The sequence below is a fragment of the Mycobacterium heckeshornense genome (genome assembly GCF_016592155.1).
Classification (GTDB): Bacteria; Actinomycetota; Actinomycetes; order Mycobacteriales; family Mycobacteriaceae; genus Mycobacterium; species Mycobacterium heckeshornense.
In genome coordinates this window covers 4,935,257-4,957,188 of sequence record NZ_AP024237.1, presented here as the reverse complement: position 1 = coordinate 4,957,188, position 21,932 = coordinate 4,935,257, and the positions used below count along the sequence as shown (strand labels likewise).

The window sequence follows — 21,932 nt, the reverse complement described above, 5'->3', positions numbered from 1 at the left end:
GAGATTCAGCCAAGCCCTTTGCTGAGGTGTTAAGGGAGGCGTACTCGGTCCACCATTGTTGGCGGATGGGTCGGGGTGGGTTTCGCCGTTAAGTTCGGAGACGACCGCTTTCCATACGGTCGCGAAACTTGAACCGGGATCATCGGTCAACGACGGATCCCCCTGGTTTCAGGTCCAGCTACAACTACCTGTAACGACGGCGAGCTGTCCACATGGTTATCCACAAGTGTGGACAGCACGGCCGTCGTTGCACCGCACTTTACTGGCGACGGCTCGCAAAATCGGCTCGCAAGACAGCCTCCGTAGGTTGTCTGGTCAGATCGCCGATTCGCCATCCTCGCTTGATTGTCGGGTGCCGCTCCGGGCTGGAACGACCTTGCCCGAAGCTAACAGTTTTCCGTGCGAGTGCCAACCGTTCTGCAGCATTCCTGTGTGGTTCATTGAGATTGGCGATTGGCCGGCGGGTCCGGGGTGGCAGGTGTGGCGGGAGTGAATTGGGTGGGGGTTACGCGTGCGGCACCGGAGCAAGTTTGACCCGAGGATGGCGCGTCAGTACCCTCGAACAGTCGCCCGAACGTCGGCGATACGGCAGCGATCCGGGCATTATCGCGCGGGGACCGCGCCGGCCAGCCAAACGCCGAGCCTCACCGGGCTCAGTGAAGGACTTCAGAGGGATTATCGTGTCCGACCGGCATAGTCGGGCGGTTGGATTCGATGACGGATGGGACGAGGAGTGAGCCGTGGTCAAGGGGAAGCGGACCTTCCAGCCGAACAACCGGCGCCGAGCCCGCGTCCACGGCTTTCGGCTGCGGATGCGCACCCGTGCGGGCCGGGCGATCGTGTCCAACCGGCGTCGTAAGGGCCGCCGGACGCTGACCGCCTGAGCTAACGCGGGCATGTGGAGCGGTGCTTCCCGCGCGGAACCGCATGAGGCGGTCAACGGAGTTCGATGCCACGATCAAGCACGGGGTACGAGCCGTGCAACCAGACCTCGTGATCTATGCGCGCCGGGGAAGCGACGGGGGGAGTGCGGAGGGTCCACGGATCGGATTGATCGTCGGTAAGGCGGTGGGCTCGGCCGTGGAGCGGCATCGGGTTGCGCGGCGAATACGTCATGTCGCGCGGGGTGTGCTAGCCGAGCTGGATCCCCGCGACCGGGTGGTGATCCGAGCGCTTTCCGGTAGTCGGGAGCTGCCCTCGGCCAGGCTGGAACAGGAGTTGCGGTCGGGGTTGCGGCGCGTGCGTGAGCTGACAGGGCCACCGTGATGACGTTCGGCCCGGTTAGGTTCGGCAACATGGGGCACGATGCTGGCAAGGCGGTTGCAAAAGGACTGATTTTTCTGATCCAGCTGTATCGGCACATGATTTCGCCGCTACGGCCGGCGACTTGCCGGTTTATCCCGACGTGCAGCCAATACGCCGTCGAGGCTCTTAGCGAATACGGCCTTGTTCGAGGGTGCTGGTTGGCGCTGGTCCGATTGGCCAAGTGTGGGCCGTGGCATGACGGTGGGTGGGACCCGATTCCTGAGCGCGGGGCACGGCGAGATGACCGCGCCGGTGACGTCGGGGAGGCCCGAGCGAAGCGAGGGGAGAGTACGTCCGTTGTTTGATTGGTTCAGCCTCGACATCGTCTACTACCCGGTCTCGGCCATTATGTGGTTGTGGTACAAGGCATTTGGGTTTGTGCTGGGGCCGTCCAACTTCTTCGCTTGGGCGTTGGCGGTGATGTTTTTGGTGTTCACGCTGCGGGCGTTGCTCTATAAGCCGTTCGTGCGCCAGATCCGCACCATGCGTCAGATGCAGGAACTGCAGCCGCAGATCAAGGCACTGCAGAAGAAATACGGCAAGGACCGTCAACGCATGGCGCTGGAGATGCAGAAGTTGCAGCGCGAACACGGGTTCAACCCGATTCTCGGCTGCTTGCCGATGCTGGCCCAGATCCCGGTGTTCCTGGGGCTCTATCACGTGTTGCGCTCATTTAACCGGACCGCCACCGGCGGGTTCGGGTTCGGCCATCCGATGTCTGTCGCGCAGAACCGAGCGACCGGTAACTATGTATTCAGCCCGACGGATGTGGGGCATTTTCTGGATGCCAATCTGTTCGGTGCACCGATCGGCGCCTTCATGACACAACGGACCGGGTTGGAGGCGTTCACCGAGTTCAGTCGGCCTGCGGTGATCGCGGTGGGTGTGCCGGTGATGATCCTTGCGGGCGTCGCGACGTACTTCAACAGTCGCGCCTCGATCGCGCGGCAGAGCCCGGAAGCGGCCGCCAATCCGCAGACGGCGATGATGAATAAGCTTGCGTTGTATGTGTTTCCGCTGGGCGTGGTGGTCGGCGGACCGTTTTTGCCGTTGGCGATCATTTTGTACTGGTTTTCGAATAACATCTGGACCTTCGGTCAGCAGCACTACGTGTTCGGGATGATCGAGAAAGAAGAAGAGGCGAAAAAGCAGGAAGCAATCCAGCGGCGAGCGGCCAACGCGCCGGCGCCGGGGGCCAAGCCGAAGCGCGGGCCGAGGGCGGCGGCACCGGTTGGCAATGGTTCCTCCGGGGCGCCGCCGGCCGAAAACGGAGAATCGTCGAGCGTGGATGCGGGCGGTCAAAGCAGTGACGGGAAACCGCCGAATACCAAAGCAGGGAAGCCGAATCAGGTTGGACGGGGCGGTAGTTCGGGTACGCGGGCCCCACGCCCTGGTGCCAGACCGAGGCGGCGCAAGCGGTGAGCGGGTAGGAAACAACCAGTTGGGCGGTTGCCCGAGAAGCCGGGCAACCGCGACGAGCCGGTGACGAAAGCCAGCCGGGGGTTATGGGGACGAGGAGAGCAAAGGCATGGCGGAGGCCGAGACCACTGACCGCGAAGCAGAGGCGCGACGTGAAGCGACGCAGACAGGGGAGGGCGACACCGACGACCTGGAGGAGCGCTTGGTCGCCGAAGGCGAGATTGCCGGCGACTATCTGGAAGAGTTGTTGGATCTGTTGGACTTTGATGGCGATATCGATTTGGACGTCGAGGGCAACCGCGCAGTGGTGAGTATCGACGGCAGCGATGACCTGAAGAAGTTGGTCGGACGTAATGGCGAGGTGCTGGACGCGCTGCAGGAGCTGACCCGGCTCGCGGTACACCAGAAGACCGGGGTGCGCAGCCGGTTGATGCTTGATATCGCGAACTGGCGGCGCCGCCGACGCGAGGAGCTAGCCGCACTCGGCGACAAGGTCGCGCGACGGGTGCTGGAAACCGGGGAGCGTGAAGAGTTGCACCCGATGACACCGTTCGAGCGCAAGATCGTTCATGACGCCGTCGCTGCGGTGCCCGGGGTGCGTAGCGAGAGCGAGGGCGTGGAACCGATGCGACGAGTCGTGGTGCTGCTGGACTAGCGGCACAAGTTACACCCGTGTAGTTCCACGGGCCACCCAGCGCGGAAGGCCGGAGGATGTTTCACGTGAAACATGTCGGTGCGGGCGCAGCTCCCGAGGTTGCGGCCGAGGTTTTCGGACCGCGACTTGAGATGGCCGAGCGATACGCGGAGTTGTTGGCCGGCACCGCGGTCGAGCGGGGGCTGCTGGGGCCGCATGAAGCCGGCCGCGTATGGGATCGGCACATTCTCAACAGCGCGGCGGTGGCCGAGCTGCTCAGCCCCGGCGAGCGGGTGGTCGACATCGGCAGCGGAGCGGGTTTGCCCGGTATCCCGTTGGCGATCGTGCGACCGGACCTGCGCGTGGCACTGCTGGAACCCATGCTGCGCCGCTGCCAGTTTCTGCAGGAGGCGGTCGCCGAGTTGGGGCTGGCCGTGGAGGTGGTGCGCGGGCGCGCCGAAGAGCCGTCTGCTCGTGAGCGGTGCGCGGACATGGACGCGGCGGTATCGCGGGCGGTGGCGGCGTTGGACACGCTGACGCGGTGGAGCCTGCCCTTGTTGCGGCCGGGCGGGCGCATGGTCGCGATCAAAGGCGAGGGCGCCGAGGAGGAAGTCAACCGACATCGGCGTGTGATGACCTCGTTGGGCGCGACGGATGTCAGGGTAGTGATATGTGGCGCGAACTACTTGTCTCCACCCGCAACCGTGGTGGTGGCGCGACGGGGACGGCGCAGACCGGTGATCCAGGGGCCACCCGGGACGTCGACGAGGGGTTCAGCATGAGTGCGCCACACGGACCGGTCTCCTCGACGCCCCGGACACCGGCCGAGCCGCCTGATGTTTCACGTGAAACCGTTTCACGTGAAACATCAGACGAGTACGACACCCCGATTGGGGCGGCCGCTGAGCGTGCCATGCAGATCCTGCACACCACCCACAACCGATTGCAGCGACCCACCCGCCGTCGGCTGTTTACCATCGCGAACCAGAAAGGCGGCGTCGGCAAGACCACGACCGCGGTGAACCTGGCGGCCGCCCTGGCGATTCAGGGACTCAAAACACTCGTGATCGACCTCGACCCGCAAGGCAACGCCAGCACCGCGCTGGGCATCACCGAACGGCACTCCGGCACCCCGTCGTCGTATGAGGTACTGATCGGTGAAATCCCACTGCACGCGGCGCTGCGGCAAAGCCCGCACAGCGAGCGGTTGTTCTGCGTGCCGGCCACCATCGATCTGGCCGGTGCGGAGATCGAATTGGTGAGCATGGTGGCCCGCGAAAACCGGCTTCGCACCGCGCTGGCCGAGTTGGAAAGCTACGACTTCGATTACGTGTTCATCGACTGCCCGCCGTCGCTGGGCCTGCTGACGATCAATGCGTTAGTCGCGGCTCCGGAGGTGCTTATCCCGATCCAGTGCGAGTACTACGCACTCGAAGGGGTCTCCCAGTTGATGAGCAACATCGAGATGGTGAAGGCCCACCTGAATCCACGGCTCGAGGTGACCACCGTGATCTTGACCATGTACGACGGCCGGACCAAACTTGCCGACCAGGTCGCCGACGAGGTGCGCCGGTACTTCGGCGGCAAAGTTCTCCGCACGGTGATCCCCCGCAGCGTCAAGGTCTCCGAGGCGCCGGGCTACAGCATGACGATCATCGATTACGATCCCGGTTCGCGCGGCGCGATGAGCTATCTGGACGCCAGCCGCGAACTCGCTCAGCGTGATCAGCCACCACCCGGGGAGGGACGACGATGAATCAGCCATCACGCAGAAGAGGTGGACTCGGCCGCGGCCTGGCGTCCCTCATCCCCACTGGACCCACCGACGGAAGCCCCGGATCGCACCTGGGCCCGCGGATGGGAGAGGCCGCCGCCGACGTGGTGCTCGGAAGCAATGCCCCGGTCGACGGGAATGCCGTAGGGGCGGTCTACCGCGAGATCGACCCCGCGCTGATCGAGCCGAACCCCCGTCAACCGCGGCAGGTGTTCGACGACGAGGCAATGACCGAGCTGGTGCACTCGATCCGGGAATTCGGGCTCATGCAACCGATAGTGGTGCGAGCGGTCGACCACGGCACCCGGTACCAGATCGTGATGGGGGAGCGCCGTTGGCGCGCCGCCCAGCAGGCGGGATTGACCGCCATTCCCGCGATCGTGCGGGAGACCGGCGACGACAGCATGCTGCGGGATGCCCTGCTGGAAAACATCCACCGCGTGCAGCTCAACCCCCTGGAAGAGGCGGCGGCGTACCAGCAGCTGTTGGACGAGTTCGGGGTGACCCACGACGAACTGGCGGCCCGGATCGGCCGGTCCCGCCCGCTCATCACGAACATGATCCGGCTGCTGCGGCTGCCGATCGCCGTGCAGCGACGGGTGGCCGCCGGTGTGCTCTCCGCGGGGCACGCCCGCGCGCTGCTGGCGCTGGAGGCCGGCCCGGAGGCCCAGGAGGAGCTGGCGGCCCGGATCGTCGCCGAGGGCTTGTCGGTGCGTGCGACCGAGGAAGCGGTCACGCTGGCCAATCGGGGCAACGGATCGTCGCCTGCCGCACCGAAGCGCAAACCGATCCAGATGCCCGGGCTCCAAGACGTTGCCGAGCGGCTGTCGAGCACCTTCGATACCCGCGTCACGGTCAGCGTTGGCAAACGCAAAGGCAAGATCGTGGTGGAGTTCGGCTCAGTGGACGACCTGCAGCGCATTGTCGCTCTGATGAACGGCTCCAAGGCATAACCAACTACACGCTGTAGTTCCGTCACTGTGACGCCGGGCGGGTTGCAGCCCCACGTGGCATCCGGATTGTGCTGCAGCGCAGCACCTTGCGGCCAGGAGGCCAGCGGCGGGGCGGTCAAATCGCTGTACTGGCCCGGCGGCGGCGAGCTCTCCTATCCTGGAAGGGTTGTAAGGAGCTTTGGGAGTCTAGTGTCTGCTCGAATCACACCACTGCGACTCGAAGCGTTCGAGCAGCTGCCGAAGCATGCGCGCCGCTGCGTCTACTGGGAGGTCGACCCCGCGGCCCTGCGCAACGACGACCACCTGGCCGACCCCGAATTCGAGAAGGAAGCCTGGTTGTCGATGGTGATGCTGGAGTGGGGCTCGTGCGGGCAGGTGGCGACGGCGGCGCCGGCCGACTGCGGCGACAGCGAACCACCCTGCCTGGGCTACGTGCTCTATGCGCCACCGCGGGCGGTGCCGCGGGCCCAGCGCTTTCCCACTGCTCCGGTTTCCGCCGACGCGGTGCTACTGACCTCGATGGGCGTCGAGCCGCAAGCTGCCGACGATCTGCGGCACAGCCTCATCGCCCGTGTAGTCGATGAGCTGGTCCGCCGGGGTGTTCGGGCGTTGGAGGCGTTCGGCCGCACCGAAACGATCGGCGAGTTGCAGGATTCGCAGAGCGTGCAGCCCGATATCCGGCCGGTGCTGGCAGTCATCGGCGATTGCTCGGTAGACCACTGCATCATCGAGGCGGACTTTCTGCAGGATGCCGGGTTCGTCGTGGTCGCACCGCATCGGTATTTCCCCCGCCTGCGCCTGGAGCTGGACCGGGGCTTGGGTTGGAAAGCCGAGGTTGAAGCGGCGCTGGAGCGACTGCTGGAGAATGCGCCGGTGCAACAGCCGGTGGCAGCCGGTTGGTCAGCTACGGAGCGCTAGCCCCGCCCGGCCTGTTCCACCGAAAGTTCGTGTGCCAGCAGCTCGGCGAAGGTGAACGTGCCGGTCGGCCGGTCGTTCTTGCCGAGCAGGTAGAGCCGTTTGACGGCGGCGAGAATGCCTTCGGCGAGGGCGTCACGAGTCTGGGGGGCGGCAAGCTTGGCCCGGTCATGCGGGTTGGTGATATAGCCGACATCGACCTGAACGGTCGGCATTCTGGTGAGTCGCAGCAAATCCCACGTTCTGCCGTGAACTCGGCAATCACGTAAACCGGTGCGCGCCACCACTTCTCGTTGAATGAAATCGGCAAGCATGCGACCGATGGTCGAAACGGAGCCGTGTGAGTTGCCGAAGTGAAAGGAAGCCACCCCATTGGCGGACGGGCTGGCCAGGGTGGCACAGCGCAGGCTGATCATTAGATCGGCACCGACAGCGTTCGCGGTGGCAGCCCGCTCCGCGTCGGTCGGGCTGTGGTTGGGTGGCCGCGACAGAAACGTCTCCATGCCGACAGCCGTCATCCGGCCTTCGAGCCGACTTGCCAAGTCCCACAATATATCTGCTTCACTGATGGGCCCGGTTGCGGTCTGTGTGATCAACCCGTGGTCGGCGCCGCCACGACCGGGATCGATAATGATCCGCTTTCCGGAAAGTTTCGGCCCGGAGCGACGGACCAGCTCCTCTTCGCGAATGGCGTGAGGAGAGCCCCCGGTCACCCGCGATGCGAGAAAATCCAACGAGCGCAACGTTTCCGGGCCGCAGATTCCGTCCGCGTACAGCCCGTACTCGCGTTGATACGACATCAGGGCGTTGTGGGTCTGCAAGCCGAAGTATCCATCGACCAGGCCTGTGTAGAAACCCAGATCTTGCAGCCGGGCTTGCAGCGTCGCGACATCGTCGCCGTACATCGGCGCGCCGAACTGATGAAATAGCGTGCGGGCGCCGAGCCGGTATGAAGCCTCCTTCAACGCGCGATAGGTGGCTTCACCGACGATGCCGTCTACCAGCAGCCCACGGTTTTGTTGAAATGCCCGCACCGCCTGATCGAGCTCGGCGTCGAAAACATCGGGCGCCACGTGTTTTCCGGTAGTCAGGTCTGCATCGGAACTGTCGAGATACCCCAGGGCAGCCAGCGAGGCGCGAATCTCGGCGACCGCTGCGCTGCGGTCACCGCAGCGCAGCGCGTCGCCGGCGCCACGATGCGGATTCGACATGCCAGCACCCTCCGGTGAGCCAGTGCGAGTAGAGCTGCCGATGCTTGACAGGCTAGGCGGTATTGTCGCAGACGCTTCGCGGATTGAAGAAAACGCCAGCCCAGAAGTGGCGAGATCCGGCCGGCCCGGCCTGCGCTACTGCGGGCTGGCGACCACGTCGGAAAGCTCGCGCAGCAGCGCGGCCTTGCCCTTGGCCCCGACGATCCGTTTGACCGGCTGACCGTTCTTGAACAGGATCAGCGTGGGAATCGAGACGACCTGGAAATCCCGGGCCGTCTGCGGGTTGGCGTCGACGTCGAGTTTGGCGACTGTGAGCTTGCCAGCCTGTTCGGCCGCAATCTCTTCCAGCACCGGCGCCACCATTCGGCATGGGCCACACCAGGTGGCCCAAAAGTCAACGAGCACCGGCTTATTGCTGGACAGCACATCCGTTGCGAAGGAAGCGTCGGTGACTTCCACGGGGGCGCTGGTGTTCTCGGTCATTGCGGTACTCCAATCAAATCGGTATCGGTGCCGGCCTGCTTATCGGCGCCCCCTTCGGACTCGGCACGACTGGCCAGCCAGCGCTCGGCGTCAATGGCGGCAGCACATCCGGTGCCGGCGGCGGTAACCGCCTGTCGGTAGCTGCGATCCACCAGATCTCCAGCAGCGAACACGCCCTCCACCGAGGTGCTGGTGGTGGGCGGGTTGACCAGCACATAGCCGTCCGCGTCGAGGTCCAGGGCGCCGCGGACCAGCTCGGAGCGCGGGTCGTGGCCGATCGCAACGAACACCCCGGTCACGGCCAGCGTGGATTCTTCGCCGGTGCGCGTATCACGCAGCCGCAGCCCGGTCACCGTGGTGTCGCCCTCCACGGCGACGACGACATGGTTGGTGATGAAGCGGATCTTGCCGTTGTTGCGGGCGCGGTTGAGCATGATCTTCGACGCGCGGAACTGATCGCGGCGGTGCACGATCGTCACGCTGCGAGCAAAACGGGTGAGAAACGTCGCCTCCTCCATCGCCGAGTCGCCGCCACCGATGACCGCGATGTCCTGGTCACGGAAGAAGAAGCCGTCGCAGGTCGCGCACGAGCTCACCCCCCGGCCCAGCAACTCCTGCTCGCCGGGCACGTTGAGATAGCGGGCGGCCGCGCCCATCGCCAGGATGAGCGCTCGAGCCCGATAAGCCTGTCCGTCGGCGGTGGTGACGGACTTGACGGGACCGTCCACCGACACCGATTCGACGTCTTCCATGCGCAGTTCGGCACCGAAACGCTGCGCCTGCTGCCGCATCTCGTCCATCAACTCCGGCCCGGTGATGCCATCGCGAAACCCGGGAAAGTTCTCCACGTCGGTCGTCGTCATCAGCGCACCGCCGAACGAGGTGCCCTCGAACACCAGCGGCGCCAATTGCGCGCGCGCGGCGTAGATGGCGGCCGTGTAGCCCGCGGGACCCGAACCGATGATGATCACGTCGCGCACAGTGCTGGGGGCAGTCATACAAGCCTTTCGCATAGGAAGCCGGGACCGGCTTGGGACAAAACGACCTCAGGTCTACGAACGCCAGCCTAGGCGGTGCTGTTCCCCACCGACTCCCCACCGACTACGGACGGCGGACGACGGTATTGGCCAGCAGGCCGGTGTCCGCCGCGCTGCAGTTAGGCGCCACCGCCAGCACGGCCACCCGGTCAGGCGTGTCGGCGGGCAGCACGAGCAGGACCGCCGGGCGACCGCCGACGTCAACGGGCCGGGCACCCAGCACCCGGGTGGCACCCGGATAGCCCAGGCCGGTCAGGCACGAGGCGCGGCGGACGGGATCGCCCAGCGGGCCGTAGTCGGGGCTGCGAACGAGCAGGTCGAGGATCTCGGGAGCTGCCAGTGGAAGCGTCGCGCTAGGTCGTGACACGGTGATGTGCTGGGCGGTGGTCGGCGCGCTGGGCAGGCTCGGGTTGCGTACCAGCGCCGCCGTGCCCAGCCCGATCGCAGCGACAGCGGCGCCGACGCCGGCCACCGCGGCGATCGTCCGCACCGGACGAAGTTGTGGCCGCAGGGCGTGGGCGGCGTGGGCCCGGCCGGCAGGTGCGGCCGCAGACCGCAGCCCCGCCGTGATGCGCGCGACGACGGGTGGTGGAGTCTGCGGCGCCGACTGCGGCTCGGCGCCCAGCGCGGCAAGGTCGCTGCGGACCGCGTTAAGCGCGCGCATCGCCCGTTGGGCCTGCGGATCGGCCCGGATTCGCTCGCGCACCCGCGCCGCCTCGTCGTCATCGAGCAGACCGGCCTGTAGGTCGGCGAGCAGCTCGACCGTCAACGGCGGATCCGTGCCCCGTTCGCCGCCGCCGGCGTTACTGTCCATTCCAGCCATCCGCCCCAGTGTCCGGTATGCACAGGCGGACCGCTATACACAGTCCGGCCGACGTCGGTCGGCCACACGATCCGCCGTATCGGTGGCGGGCTCGGCGTCGACGCCGCAAGCCAGGTAACCGAGCAGCGCGGCCAGGCGGGCCCGGGCGCGGGCGCATCGGCTCTTGACCGTGCCCTCGGCGACGCCGAGCATGCGGGCGGTATCGGCGATCGAATAGCCCTGCATGTCGACGGCCACCACCGCGGCGCGCTGCTCGACTGGCAGTCGCATCAGCGCGCGCTGCACCACGATCGCCGTTTCGACCTGGGCGGTGCGGTCGGCCACCGGGTAGACGTCGTCCAGGGTGGTGGTCGGATGAGTCTTGCTGCGGCGCAGCCGATCCAGGCACGCGTTGACCACGATGCGATATAGCCAGCTGCTGACCGCGGCATCGTGCCGGAATGAACCCGCGCCGCGGTGCGCCGAGAGCATCGCGTCCTGCAGCGCGTCCGCGGCGTCCTCGGGGTTGCGGCTGGTCAGCCTGGCGAGTCGGTGAAGCTGGCGGTGATGGCGGTGGAATAGCTCGGCGAAGGCGTAGCGGTCACCGGCGACGTGGGCGGCCAGCAGTTCGGCGTCGCTGCGTCGCCGCCGAACCTCCAGCCCAAAACCCACGGCCGGACAGTAACGAATCGATCCGGGCCCAGCACTTCACCCGCGTGGGCGCCCGACGGCCGATGTCGTGCGGCACCGGCTACGGCGCGGCCTGCACCGTGATCTCGGAGATGTCGGCGCGGCTTTTGCCGGCGGTGGTGCCCAGCGTCGAGATCCACACCAGCAGATTCGATGTCGGTGATGCGGCCTTGACCGGGATGCTGTTGTGGCCGGGTTGCAACGGCGTAGGCGGCGTCAGCACGGCGGTGTCTTCCAGCTTGGCCGGGGTGGGCGTCGGCGACGAGCGAAGCTGGACCTTGGTTCCGGTGCTGGAGATGTCGATGGTGACGTTGCCGACCACGGTGGGCGTCGGCAGCTGCAACAGCAACCCGACGCCGCTCTTGAAGCTCGGAAATGGGACAGCGTCGTGGTAGGTGTCGGTCGACCAGGCGGTCGCGGGATTGCCGTCGATCGCCAAACCGGCCTGGCCCGGCGAGTCCGGGTCGCCGCCGGGTGAGAAGACGGTGGCCTTCACCGGTTTGACCGTGCTGCCCGCGACGGCAGAACCTGTGGCGGAGGTCGTCGCAGATGTTGGCGCATTAAGACCCAGGCGGTCTTTGTCCAGGCCGCCACCGACGTCGCCGAATATCCGGCTCAGCACCGATGCGAGCAGCAACAGGACCACCGCGATCACCGCGACCGCGGCGCCGATCCCGCCGATCAGTATGCGACGGTGCCGGGCGGCGACTTCGTCGGTGACGGTGGATGGGAGGCCGAACGGGCTCGGCGCGTCGGGCGGTGGGGGTGATTCCTTGACGGGGCTCAGCAGGTCGGTACGGTCGGCCACCGCGGTCGCTTGTTGCAGGAGATTCAAAAGCGTTGAAGCACTGCGTATTCCACCGCCCTCCTGGACGGCGTGCACAGCCGCCGCGGAAATCTGGAAGGGTATCTCGGGGTCGATGAGGCTGGGTTCGACGGGGTGGCCAAGTGAGTTCCGGTCGGCGGGGGCCAGCCCGCTGCGCACACCGGCCTCCGGCAGCGGCCACCGGTTAACCAAAAGAGCGTACAGCGCGGCACCGATTCCGCGGATGTCGGCTTCGGGCGTGGCATCCGGCATGGTGGCCGGGAACGCCAAAACAACATCACCGGTGATGCTTACCCGCACCCTGCTGGGGTGATCGACAGACAACGCGACACCGACCTGGTGGGCGGCCTCGGCGGCGGCGGCCAGCGACTGCATCGCGCGTGCGGCGCCCACCGGTGACGGCGAGGTGTCGGCCACCTCCTGCAGTGAGCCGCCCCGGACCCACTCCGCGACGACCAAGCCGCCCGTTCCGGTGTGCACGACGTCGAGCACTCTGGCGATGCCGGGCCGGCTAATTCGGCTGAGTCGCATTGTGCGAGAAAGGATTGCGTGTAATTGGTCTTCTGGAAGCGCGCCGTCGGGGTCGACAAAGGTCAGTGCCACCTGGCGATTCAGGGCAGTGTCGAGAGCCTGCCAGAACTGTAGCGGGGGTGCGCCGCCGTGGAAGACCAGCAGGCGGTAGCGGCCGTCAGCGATCCGGGCACCGGGTACCAGGTGGACGACCTCGTGCCGGCGCGCCGGTTCGGGTCGCGGCTCCCGGGGGGGCGTCGACTGCAAGCGGCTCGGAGACCGCATTCTTCGGCAAGTCGCGGGCAAGGTGACCGTTGGCGCGATTCGCAGCTCGCGGCGCCTCGACATCCAAGTCGGCCGGGATGTCGGGCTGAAACTCGTCCGCCGACGCCGAAGCGGCTGGACGCACACCCGGTCCGTTGGCGCCGACCGGCGGCGCCGACTCGGCTTCAGGCGCAGAACTGGTCGAGGCGCGTTCCGCTGGACGGTCGGTCACCTCGGATCCTTTCCGTCTGCCCGCTCCGGCCATGTCATCGACAACCCCCCGCCGGTTCGGCTCCGCGACCGGAAACCCCCCCCCGGCGTGAACGAATTCCTCTGCTCAGCGTACGTGACTGCGCGGCGGTGGGGTCGGCGATCCGATGCCCGGCCGGCGGGCTTGACGGGCATCACATGCTTGCCGCCAACGCGGCGCACCACGGCCGCGAACGCCGCCTGGGCCTCGGGCACCTGCGCGCGGACCATCACCCCGGCGACGATCGGCAGCATGAGGACCGCCAGCGCGAACAGTCGCAGCAGCGAACCGGCGCTACCGGCGTGGGCAGTCAGCGCCGCGAGGCCCAGCAACCAGTCCGTGACGTAGGCGATCAGGCCGGCCAGCAACGACGCGGCGACCGTCACCAGGATCGTGCGCACCTCGCCGGCACCGACCAGATGACCACCGAGTGGCCGCAGCGTCCGGCGCAGCAAGAAGTAGCCGACGATCGCACCGGCCACAAACCCCAGCCCGTTGGCCAGCCCCAGATATGCGGCAACGAGCTCACGGTTGTCGGTCATGTACGGCGCCAGCAGCGAGGCGACGACCTTGACGGTGGTGATCACCACGATGATCGCGATCGGCGTCCAGGGCTCCTCGCGGGCGTAGAACACCCGCAGCTGCAACAGCACCAGGGCGTACGGGATCAGGGTGAACGCCGACAACGTGATGGCCGCGCCCAGGTGGCTTGCGTCGACGTCGCCGAACCGGCCGTAAGCAAACAGCGCACTGCCGATCGCCGGCCCGCCGACGGTCATGAACGCCACGGTCGGAATCAGGGTGATCATCGTCAGCCGGGTCGCCAGCGACAGGTCGGCGAGCACCGCGGGTATGTCGTCGGCGGCGGCGTTTCGGCTCAACCGCGGCATTACCACGGTCAGCACGGTCACGCCGATCATCCCGAACGGCAGCATCAGCACCAGCCACGTGTAGTTGTAGATGGCCGGGCCGGAGGCCGCGGCGGTGCTGGCGATCTGGTTGCCGACCACCAGCCCGAGCTGGCTGATCAGCACGTAGAGCACCATCGCGGCGGCCATCGCGCCAAAGCGTTTGAGCCGCTGGTCAATTCCCCACAATGGGCGCAGGCTGATGCGCTGGCGGAGGATCGCCACCAGCAGAACCGCGGTCTGTGCGAACACGCCCAACGTGGTGCCGATGCCCAGCACCAACAGCTTGGCGTTGCCCATCCGGACCGGGTCGACCGACAGTTGGCCGGGTACTGCCAGATAGACGCCCAAAGTGGCGATCGCGACAAGGTTGTTGACCACAGGTGCCCATGCCGGCGGCCCAAACACGTTGCGGGTGTTGAGGATCGCCATGAACACCGATGACAAGCCGTAGAAAATCACCTGTGGCAGCAGCAGATAGGCAAATGCGGTCGTCAGCGGCTCGTTGACCTGTGGGTCGTGGCCCAGCATCAACCGGACCAGCAGCGGGGCGGCGGTCACCGACAGCACGGTGGCGAACACCAGCACGGTGGTGGCCAGGGTAACCAGCCGACGCACGAACGCCGCGCCGCCGTCCGGGTCGTCCTGCTCGGCCCGGGCCAGCACCGGCACGAAGATCGCCGTAAACGTGGCCTCCAGCACCAGTGCGGCAACCAGGTTGGGCAGCTGGTTGGCCACCGAGAACGCACTGGCCAACGCCGCGCCCAGGATCGCGGCCAGCAGCACAATCCGCGCGAACCCGGTGATCCGGCTGACCAGCGTGGCAAACGCCATGCCCCACGACCGCGACACCAACGCGGCATCGGAGAGCTCCGCTCGGCCCTGGGGCAGCACGCCCGGCGCAGACCGCAGCGGCGCAGGTGACGGAACTGGGCGCTGCGCCGGTGGCAGCACGCGCCTCCCGGTGGAATCCCGGAAGGACGTCAAACCCGGTGCTCCTCGTCCACGCGACGGGTTATGGTCCCGTCGCCGATAAACCGGGCGTCACCGGGATCGGGGCGGTCCAGGTCGGCGGGGTCCGGCTGGCCGCGGAAACGGTGGTAAAGCCGGCGTCCGGCCAGCGTCACCAGCACGGCGGCGGCCGTTAGCGTGATCGCGAACAACACCTTGCCGTAGGCGTTGGAGTGCACCGACAACCGCACTGGCTCGCCCAGGGGCAGGCCGTCTGGCGTGTGCAGCGACACGTCGACGGCGACGCGCTGGGTGAAGTTCACTTCGATCGGCACCCGCAGCGGAAGGTAGCCGGGCGGCAGCTCGATCTCGCCGATGTCGGTCGCCGACATCCCGGGCGGCGTATCAACCTGCAGGCGGACCCGGATCGGCACACCCAAACCGTTGTGCAGCGCCAACGGCAGCGGGCTGTGTTCGGTGGCCAACGTGTACGACCCCCCCCCGGGTTGACGATCGTGACCGCGCCGAACAGGTCGTCGATGGCGTGCCCGAGAATGTCGAGCCGCTGATGGGCCAGCCCGTTGCGGGTGTCGGGGTGCTCGGATTGGCTGACCGCGCGCAGCATGTCCTCGCGCAACGGCGCGGTGTAGGCGGCGCCGGTCAGCCCGGTTCGGGCGTCGGTTGTCAGCGCCGCGGTCAAGCCCCACACCCGGCCGGCTTCGGCGGCGATCTGGGCGGTGACGTCGTCGTCGAACCGGCCATGGCCGGCCGCGTCGGTTCTGATCGGTGCGGGCGGCGCGGTGACCGCCTGGGCGTCGGCGATCACGGCTGGCAGTGGCCGCGGAACCGCCAACCCGGAGCGGATCGAGGTGGCCAGGGTGGTGAGGATGGCCTGGGCATCGTTGGCGGACAAGTTCCAGGCCGCCGGCGGCATGAGGATCTGGACGCGCGGCGCGGCGTCGAGTTGCAAACTGCGCCACAACATCGAGCCCAGCGCATCCTGGCGGCGCGCGGTGTCCGAATCATGGCGCAGCCGTACCGCCAGCGCGGCACCCAGGTACGTCGGCGCGACTGGGTCGGTGCCGGCGGCGGCCAATGCGGCGCCGACAGCCGGGTCGAACGGCGCCGCCGCCACGTGGGGGGGCCAGCCGGCGCGGCGCGACGTCCGCCGTGGGCGGTGCACCAGTGACGCCGTCCACCTCGGAGATATCGGCGGCGGCGACCGTCACCGCGTTGCCCGTGCCGTTGAGCAGGTCAACGGCCCGGGGAGTCAGCGGGCCGTCCGGCATCAGGGTGGCACCCCGAACCGAGCTGATCCCGAGTATCTGGTCGACAATATCGGCTGCGTTGCTGGTCGCTGCCGCGATCAGGCCGGGGTCTGCGACGCGCTGCAAGGCGTCGAGATCCGCCTGGGCATACGTGGTCGACACCACACACATCCGGTGCGCCAGCGCGCGCAGCCGGTCCAGCCAGTTCACGGCCGCGGCCTGCCCTGCACCGGGATGGGTCGGCGTACCGGGCTGTTGGGCGCCGCCGTCGGGGGCATCCGATACCACGTAGCCGCCGGTCATCGCGTTAACGGTGACGAGCAGGTCGGGGTCGACCGCCAGGCACAGCGACCGCGCCACGGTGCCATCAGGGTCGACTTCGCGGCTGGTTGCGAACTCGACCGAGGACAGCAGAACGTCCAGCCGCCCACCGCTGGCCAGCGAAGCCGCAAGCTCGTCGTCCATTAGCCGGACCGGGACGGTGCCGCCGGGTGCGCCCGGGGACAATCGGGGACGGTCGGCCAGCGGCCACAGCATGGTGAGCTGGACAGGTTTGGATGTGTCGGGCGCAACGACGGAGGTCACAGCGTCGGCGGGGGTGGCGGTCGGCTCGGGCGGCACACCCACCACCGGAAGCAGAAACCGGGCGTTGTCGAGCCGGGCAGGTGTGCCGTAGTCCGGGGTGCCGTTGGCGTTGACCAGCAGTGGGTAGACGCCGGGATGGTCGATGGCCAGCGACGGAGCGGTCAACGAGCGCACCGGCGCGGAAAGGGTGAACCCCGCCTTCTGACCACGCCGCAATTCGCTTGCCACCGTGAGGAAATCAGCGACCGGTTGGTATTGATCGGTGTCGCCGTCGAGACTGGTGCGCAGCGCCGCCGACGAGGCGACCGACGGAGCGTGCTCGAGACGCACCATCACGTCGTGAACCGGGCGGTCGCCGACGTTGGTCACGATGCCGCGGACCGTGACAAACGGCTCACTCGTGGTGGTAACAACATCGGGGGTCACCTGGTCGACGCGGACCTGGACGAACGGCGTCGCGCTAGGTTCACCCGCGGCGGCGCGCGGCGCGGCGGTGGGCACGATCAACAAGGCCAGGATGCCCGCCAGGACGGGCAGGCAGGATGCGGCCGCCCGCGAAAGTCGCGGTGCAATCACGGTCCCGGACCGCGGCCGTTCTTGCGGCGCGGTGTGGATAGGTCGGAACGCCGGCGGTGGGTGTGCGAGTGCGTCTGTGGCCGTCGCCACGGCGAGCTGGGCGGCAACGGCGGCAGCGCCGACGGGCCGTCGGTTTGCAGCTTGTCGATCAGTTCGTCGGCCACCTGGGCCAGGCGCCGCTCGTCGGCGTAGGCCAGCTTGGCGGGCAGTTCGCGGATCGGCACCCACGCCACCTCGGCGACCTCGAGGTCGCCGCCGGACAGCTCCCCGCCGGAGAAACGCATCAGGTAGTGGTGCACGGTTTTGTGTACGCGCCGCCCGTCGGTGACAAACCAATAGTCGATACTTCCCAGCGCGGCCAGCACGCTGCCGCGGACGCCGGTCTCTTCGGCTACCTCGCGCATCGCAGTTTGCTCGGCAGTTTCGCCGACTTCGATGTGCCCCTTGGGCAGCGACCACAGCATGCGGCCACGCCGGTCGAGGCGACCGATCAACGCCGCGACCTGTTCCTCGCGGGGCCTGTCGATGCCGGCAATCACCAATCCACCGGCAGAGGTTTCGTGCACCGTGCGCAACCGCCTGACTCGGGGACGCGTCGAGCGGGAGCGGGTATTCGCCGAACCGGCGGCCGGCGCGGCGGTGCCACCGGTGGGCTGGTTCTGAGAGCGGTACTCCGGTGGCGCGGACGCGCGCCGGCGGCGGCGCTTGCCGCGACGCCGACCAGGTTTGGCTTGTTCGCCGTCCGACACCCAAGCGATAGTAGCTGGCGCGGCCGCGTCTTCCCGGGCCACTCGCCGGTAGCTGGCTGCGTGACCGGAGAATAGCCGCAGTCGCGCTCCTCCTCCGGCCGCAAGCGGCCGTCATCGTCGCACGCTGGGTTGGATTGTCGCGCTCCTCCTCCGGCCGCAAGCGGCCGTCATCGTCGCACGCTGGGTTGGATTGTCGCGCTCCTCCTCCGGCCGCAAGCGGCCGTCATCGTCGCACGCTGGGTTGGATTGTCGCGCTCCTCCTCCGGCCGCAAGCGGCCGTCATCGTCGCACGACTAGGCTGGTCGAACGTGCCCGAAGCCGCCCAAGACGCCGACCTGTTAACCGCGGCCGCGGTCGCGTTGAACAGGCACGCCGACGTTTTGCGCGAACTGGGGGCGTTGTTCGCCGACGCGGGCCGCGCACTGTATCTGGTCGGAGGATCGGTGCGCGACGCGGTACTGGACCGGCTCAGCCCGGACCTGGATTTCACCACCGACGCCCGCCCTGAGCAGGTGCAGGCGATCCTGCGGCGGTGGGCTGATGCGTTGTGGGACACCGGGATCGAGTTCGGCACCGTCGGTGTCGGCAAGGGTGAGCACCGTCTCGAGATCACCACTTTTCGCGCCGACCGCTACGACCGGGTCTCGCGCAATCCCCAAGTGCGTTTCGGGGACCGCCTGGAGGACGATCTGGTGCGCCGCGATTTCACCGTCAACGCGATGGCGGTGCGCATCACACCGACGGGGCCGGCCGAATTCGTTGACCCGCTGGGTGGTTTGGCGGCGCTGCGGGCCGGAGTCTTGGACACCCCGTCGGCTCCGGAGGAGTCGTTCGCCGACGATCCGTTGCGGATGCTGCGCGCTGCGCGGTTCGTCTCCCAGCTGGGCTTCACCGTGGCACCGCGAGTGCGGGCAGCGATCGACGACATGGCTCCGCAGCTGGCCCGCATCACCGCCGAGCGGGTGGCCGCCGAATTGGACAAGCTGTTGCTCGGCCGAGACCCGGTGGCCGGTATCGACCTCATGGTGCAGACGGGGATGGGCGAGGTGGTCTTGCCCGAGGTCGGCGCGATGCGAATGGCCATCGACGAACACCATCAACACAAAGACGTCTACCAGCATTCGCTGAAGGTGCTACAGCAGGCGATTGACCTCGAGGACGGGCAGCCCGACCTGGTGTTGCGCTGGGCGGCGCTGCTGCACGACATCGGCAAGCCCGCCACCCGCCGGCACGAATCCGACGGCAGGGTGAGCTTCCACCACCACGAGGTGGTCGGTGCCAAAATGGCCCGAAAGCGGCTGCGGGCGCTGAAATACTCCAAACAGCTGGTCGAGGACGTCGCGCAGCTGGTGTACCTGCACCTGCGGTTTCACGGATACGGGGAGGGCAAGTGGACCGATTCGGCGGTGCGCCGCTACGTCACCGATGCCGGCCCGTTGCTGCCGCGGCTACACAAACTGGTGCGCGCTGACTGCACCACCCGCAACAGGCGCAGAGCGGCGCGGCTGCAGGCCAATTACGACGAGCTCGAGGCGCGGATCGCCGAACTGGCCGCCCGCGAAGACCTCGAGCGGGTGCGCCCCGACCTGGACGGCAACGAAATCATGCAGATCCTGGGCATCCCGCCGGGCCCACGAGTCGGTGAGGCGTGGCGCTACTTGAAGGAGCTGCGGTTGGAGCGCGGGCCGCTGCCCCGTGACGAGGCCACCGCCGAGCTGCTGTCCTGGTGGAAGGCCCGTGGGAACCGCTAGCCACCACGAAGCGTCGGACATCGCATGGAATACTGCCTGGGCGCTGACGACGGGACGGCGAAGATCTGGAACGGCCAGCCAGACCTCGACATCGACGGTGATGGTCGGCTCGACGCGGTCGGGCTGGATTTCGACGCTGACGGGCTGCGCGACGACGCGCTGGCCGACTTCGACGGGGATGGATTGGCTGACCATGCCGTGCTGGATCTCGACAACGACGGCAGTGCGGAGAGCTATTTCACCGATGACGGAACCGGGACCTGGTCAGTCGCCGTCGACCGCGGTGGTCAGCTGCGGTGGTTCGGGCTGGACGGCGCGGAGCACACCAGCGGTCCGCTGGTCGATTTCGACGACGACGGCCGCGCCGATGACCGGTTGATCGACGCCGACGCAAACGGCCTCGCCGACCGCGTGCTGCTGCCCGCTGAGGGCGGCGGCTATGACACTGCGTATGTGGACGGCGACGGTGACGGGCGATGGGACGTCAAGCTCAGTGACAGCGACGGTGACGGCACAGCCGACGCGGCTGCGACGCTGTAGCGGTGGCTCAATCGGGCGGACGGATCTGGGTGACGCAGAAAAGGCGCCGTGGCAGCTCGCCTTCACAGGACTCGTGCACGTCGATGAGCGTCCAGCCGACCGCCAGCTCCTCGACGAGTTGCCGCGAGAAGTAGTGGACGGCGAAGCCCCCGTGTTCGTAAATGTCGTCGCCGTGGGAGGTTCCGGCCCGGTAATGCGCGTCGCCGGTGTGCCGAACGGTGTAAACGAAGACGCCACCGGGTCGTAGCACGCGCCGAACGTCACCGACTATGCAGCGAATAGTATTGGTGGAAAAGGCCATACACAGCAGCATGTGTGCGAACACCGCATCAACCGATGCCGCAGCGACCGGTAGTGGATGGCGAATGTCATGCGCCGTCAATGTAATTCGACCGGCAAGGCCCTGTGCTGTGGCGGTATCGGCGAGTTGTTGCAGCGCGGTCGCGCTGAAATCAATGACTTGAACGGCAATTCCATTCCGAGCGAAGAACAATGCGTCGCGGCCGTGACCGCCACCAAGGTCGACGAGCCTGCTCACCCCGACGGAGCGGAACACTTCCAGCGCATTCTGTGCCGCCTCGGACGGCTGCTCGCCGTAAAGGTGCGGATGGGCGGCGTATGTCTGTTGCCAGTGTGCCCGTTGCGCCGCCGCGAGCCGTGTTTCCGCTAGGACCGGCGAGGAGGAACCGTCGTTCTTTTCGTGCTCCTCGGTGCTCATGTGGCGGGCCGTATCTGTCTTCGCGCGGTCATCGCCCACGGCCCGGGCCCGGGGGGCCGGCGAAGGCCTGCGCGATGGTCAGCCACCGTTGGGCATCGACACCCTGCGCCGCGATGTCAAGTGTGCCGAGCGGGCGCCTCTGGGTGACCAAGAAGCAGAAATCCTCCGCCGAACCCGTCACCCGCTGGGAAGCATCGTCAGGACCCCACGACCAGATGGTGCCGTCGGGTGCACGCAGCTCAACCAGAAACGGCTCGGCCGGCGGTGTGAGGCCGTTGACGACGAAGGAGTAGTCGCGAGTACGCACACCCAGATGAGCGATGGAGCGCAACCGCGGCGTCGCCGGTCGTTTGACGCCGAGCGCGTCGGCGACGTCAAGTCCGTGCGCCCAGGTTTCCATCAGCCGCGCAGTGGCCATCGACGCCGCGCTCATCGGTGGCCCGAACCAGGGCAGTTTGCGGCCGTCGGGAACCGCCAGCAGCGCCGTGTGCAGCCGGGTGCGGGTGAGCCGCCAGTCGCGCAGGAGCTCGGCGGGTGGCCGGGTCGCCATTTCATCGGCGCCGTCATCGACGAAGCCGGTGGGATTGGCTGCGGCCGCTGCCAGCAATTCGGCGAAGCGCGCCTCGTCGGTGACGGTGGTAAGCGCGACACGATCGGTCCACAGCAAGTGGCCGATCTGGTGGGCGATGGTCCAGCCCGCGGCGGGTGTCGGCGCTGTCCAACGCTCGGCCGCCAGCGGCGCCACCAGCGCATCCAGTTCGTCGCTCTCGGCCCGCAGGTCATCGATGATCGGGCCCGCACCGGCCATGCAGC

Annotated in this window: 19 protein-coding genes and 3 pseudogenes; 11 read left to right on the top strand and 11 right to left on the bottom strand. The window is 67.4% G+C overall.

Annotated features, from left to right (window positions below; all coding sequences use genetic code 11):
• Positions 1-150: pseudogene (locus MHEC_RS25175) on the bottom strand (chromosomal replication initiator protein DnaA); the annotation flags it as partial.
• Between the two features lie 590 nt (positions 151-740).
• Between MHEC_RS25175 and rpmH the strand changes: the two are divergent.
• From rpmH to MHEC_RS23780, 9 genes are all read left to right on the top strand, one after another.
• Positions 741-884, top strand: a complete 144-nt coding sequence (gene rpmH / locus MHEC_RS23820) for a 50S ribosomal protein L34 (RefSeq protein ID WP_071700061.1) — start codon at positions 741-743, stop codon at positions 882-884.
• A 22-nt stretch (positions 885-906) separates the two neighbouring features.
• Positions 907-1,266, top strand: coding sequence for a ribonuclease P protein component (rnpA, locus tag MHEC_RS23815; protein ID WP_048891385.1), 360 nt, complete (start codon positions 907-909; stop codon positions 1,264-1,266).
• Positions 1,266-1,610 (top strand): membrane protein insertion efficiency factor YidD, encoded by a 345-nt coding sequence (gene yidD / locus MHEC_RS23810; RefSeq protein WP_071700060.1) that lies wholly within the window; start codon positions 1,266-1,268, stop codon positions 1,608-1,610. Before rnpA ends, yidD begins: the two co-directional genes overlap by 1 nt.
• Positions 1,546-2,727 (top strand): membrane protein insertase YidC, encoded by a 1,182-nt coding sequence (yidC, locus tag MHEC_RS23805; RefSeq protein ID WP_048891384.1) that lies wholly within the window; start codon positions 1,546-1,548, stop codon positions 2,725-2,727. The genes yidD and yidC overlap by 65 nt, the downstream gene beginning before the upstream one ends.
• A 106-nt stretch (positions 2,728-2,833) precedes the next feature.
• Complete coding sequence (locus tag MHEC_RS23800) at positions 2,834-3,379, top strand: Jag family protein (RefSeq protein WP_048891383.1); 546 nt, start codon at positions 2,834-2,836, stop codon at positions 3,377-3,379.
• Positions 3,380-3,435: 56 nt separating this feature from the next.
• Positions 3,436-4,140, top strand: coding sequence for a 16S rRNA (guanine(527)-N(7))-methyltransferase RsmG (gene rsmG / locus MHEC_RS23795; protein ID WP_048891382.1), 705 nt, complete (start codon positions 3,436-3,438; stop codon positions 4,138-4,140).
• The gene (locus MHEC_RS23790; protein WP_071700059.1) at positions 4,137-5,114 is read left to right on the top strand and encodes a ParA family protein; all 978 of its coding nucleotides are present in this window, start codon (positions 4,137-4,139) and stop codon (positions 5,112-5,114) included. Before rsmG ends, MHEC_RS23790 begins: the two co-directional genes overlap by 4 nt.
• Positions 5,111-6,085, top strand: coding sequence for a ParB/RepB/Spo0J family partition protein (locus tag MHEC_RS23785; RefSeq protein WP_048891380.1), 975 nt, complete (start codon positions 5,111-5,113; stop codon positions 6,083-6,085). Before MHEC_RS23790 ends, MHEC_RS23785 begins: the two co-directional genes overlap by 4 nt.
• 189 nt (positions 6,086-6,274) lie before the next feature.
• Positions 6,275-7,003, top strand: a complete 729-nt coding sequence (locus MHEC_RS23780; RefSeq protein WP_048891379.1) for a hypothetical protein — start codon at positions 6,275-6,277, stop codon at positions 7,001-7,003.
• Here the strand turns inward: MHEC_RS23780 and MHEC_RS23775 are convergent.
• From MHEC_RS23775 to MHEC_RS23740, 8 genes and pseudogenes are all read right to left on the bottom strand, one after another.
• Positions 7,000-8,211, bottom strand: a complete 1,212-nt coding sequence (locus MHEC_RS23775) for an N-acetylmuramoyl-L-alanine amidase (protein ID WP_048891378.1) — start codon at positions 8,209-8,211, stop codon at positions 7,000-7,002. The two genes, MHEC_RS23780 and MHEC_RS23775, sit on opposite strands and share 4 nt — an antisense overlap.
• Before the next feature lie 135 nt (positions 8,212-8,346).
• Positions 8,347-8,694, bottom strand: coding sequence for a thioredoxin (trxA, locus tag MHEC_RS23770; RefSeq protein ID WP_048891377.1), 348 nt, complete (start codon positions 8,692-8,694; stop codon positions 8,347-8,349).
• The gene (gene trxB / locus MHEC_RS23765) at positions 8,691-9,692 is read right to left on the bottom strand and encodes a thioredoxin-disulfide reductase (protein WP_048891376.1); all 1,002 of its coding nucleotides are present in this window, start codon (positions 9,690-9,692) and stop codon (positions 8,691-8,693) included. Before trxB ends, trxA begins: the two co-directional genes overlap by 4 nt.
• 103 nt (positions 9,693-9,795) lie before the next feature.
• Complete coding sequence (locus MHEC_RS23760; protein WP_372507338.1) at positions 9,796-10,554, bottom strand: hypothetical protein; 759 nt, start codon at positions 10,552-10,554, stop codon at positions 9,796-9,798.
• A gap of 33 nt (positions 10,555-10,587) precedes the next feature.
• Positions 10,588-11,205, bottom strand: a complete 618-nt coding sequence (gene sigM / locus MHEC_RS23755; RefSeq protein WP_048891374.1) for an RNA polymerase sigma factor SigM — start codon at positions 11,203-11,205, stop codon at positions 10,588-10,590.
• A gap of 79 nt (positions 11,206-11,284) precedes the next feature.
• Positions 11,285-14,893, bottom strand: a pseudogene (locus tag MHEC_RS23750) (lipid II flippase MurJ).
• Between the two features lie 71 nt (positions 14,894-14,964).
• Positions 14,965-17,361, bottom strand: a pseudogene (locus tag MHEC_RS23745) (hypothetical protein).
• Entirely contained in the window at positions 17,358-18,110 is a 753-nt protein-coding gene (locus MHEC_RS23740; protein ID WP_048891372.1) for an NUDIX hydrolase, read from the bottom strand. Before MHEC_RS23740 ends, MHEC_RS23745 begins: the two are co-directional and overlap by 4 nt.
• 308 nt (positions 18,111-18,418) lie before the next feature.
• Between MHEC_RS23740 and MHEC_RS23735 the strand changes: the two genes are divergently transcribed.
• Entirely contained in the window at positions 18,419-19,861 is a 1,443-nt protein-coding gene (locus MHEC_RS23735) for a CCA tRNA nucleotidyltransferase (RefSeq protein WP_048891371.1), read from the top strand.
• Between the two features lie 24 nt (positions 19,862-19,885).
• Positions 19,886-20,401 carry a hypothetical protein gene (locus MHEC_RS23730; RefSeq protein WP_048891370.1) on the top strand — a complete coding sequence of 172 codons (516 nt, stop codon included), beginning with the start codon at positions 19,886-19,888 and terminating at the stop codon, positions 20,399-20,401.
• A 7-nt stretch (positions 20,402-20,408) separates the two neighbouring features.
• On the opposite strand, the gene MHEC_RS23725 is transcribed toward MHEC_RS23730, so the two are convergent.
• Positions 20,409-21,119: a class I SAM-dependent methyltransferase gene (locus MHEC_RS23725; RefSeq protein WP_048891415.1), complete on the bottom strand. Its 711-nt coding sequence runs from the start codon at positions 21,117-21,119 to the stop codon at positions 20,409-20,411.
• Between the two features lie 28 nt (positions 21,120-21,147).
• Positions 21,148-21,927, bottom strand: coding sequence for a TIGR03084 family metal-binding protein (locus tag MHEC_RS23720; protein ID WP_048891369.1), 780 nt, complete (start codon positions 21,925-21,927; stop codon positions 21,148-21,150).
• Between the last annotated feature and the right edge of the window lie 5 nt (positions 21,928-21,932).

Excerpts from the sequence above, each read along its gene's own strand:
- yidD (WP_071700060.1), top strand. The coding sequence starts at position 1,266 with ATGACGTTCGGCCCGGTTAGGTTCGGCAACATGGGGCACGATGCTGGC.
- yidC (WP_048891384.1), top strand. The coding sequence starts at position 1,546 with ATGACCGCGCCGGTGACGTCGGGGAGGCCCGAGCGAAGCGAGGGGAGA.
- MHEC_RS23800 (WP_048891383.1), top strand. The coding sequence starts at position 2,834 with ATGGCGGAGGCCGAGACCACTGACCGCGAAGCAGAGGCGCGACGTGAA.
- rsmG (WP_048891382.1), top strand. The coding sequence starts at position 3,436 with ATGTTTCACGTGAAACATGTCGGTGCGGGCGCAGCTCCCGAGGTTGCG.
- MHEC_RS23790 (WP_071700059.1), top strand. The coding sequence starts at position 4,137 with ATGAGTGCGCCACACGGACCGGTCTCCTCGACGCCCCGGACACCGGCC.
- MHEC_RS23785 (WP_048891380.1), top strand. The coding sequence starts at position 5,111 with ATGAATCAGCCATCACGCAGAAGAGGTGGACTCGGCCGCGGCCTGGCG.
- MHEC_RS23775 (WP_048891378.1), bottom strand. The coding sequence starts at position 8,211 with ATGTCGAATCCGCATCGTGGCGCCGGCGACGCGCTGCGCTGCGGTGAC.
- trxA (WP_048891377.1), bottom strand. The coding sequence starts at position 8,694 with ATGACCGAGAACACCAGCGCCCCCGTGGAAGTCACCGACGCTTCCTTC.
- trxB (WP_048891376.1), bottom strand. The coding sequence starts at position 9,692 with ATGACTGCCCCCAGCACTGTGCGCGACGTGATCATCATCGGTTCGGGT.
- MHEC_RS23760 (WP_372507338.1), bottom strand. The coding sequence starts at position 10,554 with ATGGCTGGAATGGACAGTAACGCCGGCGGCGGCGAACGGGGCACGGAT.
- MHEC_RS23730 (WP_048891370.1), top strand. The coding sequence starts at position 19,886 with ATGGAATACTGCCTGGGCGCTGACGACGGGACGGCGAAGATCTGGAAC.
- MHEC_RS23725 (WP_048891415.1), bottom strand. The coding sequence starts at position 21,119 with ATGAGCACCGAGGAGCACGAAAAGAACGACGGTTCCTCCTCGCCGGTC.
- MHEC_RS23720 (WP_048891369.1), bottom strand. The coding sequence starts at position 21,927 with ATGGCCGGTGCGGGCCCGATCATCGATGACCTGCGGGCCGAGAGCGAC.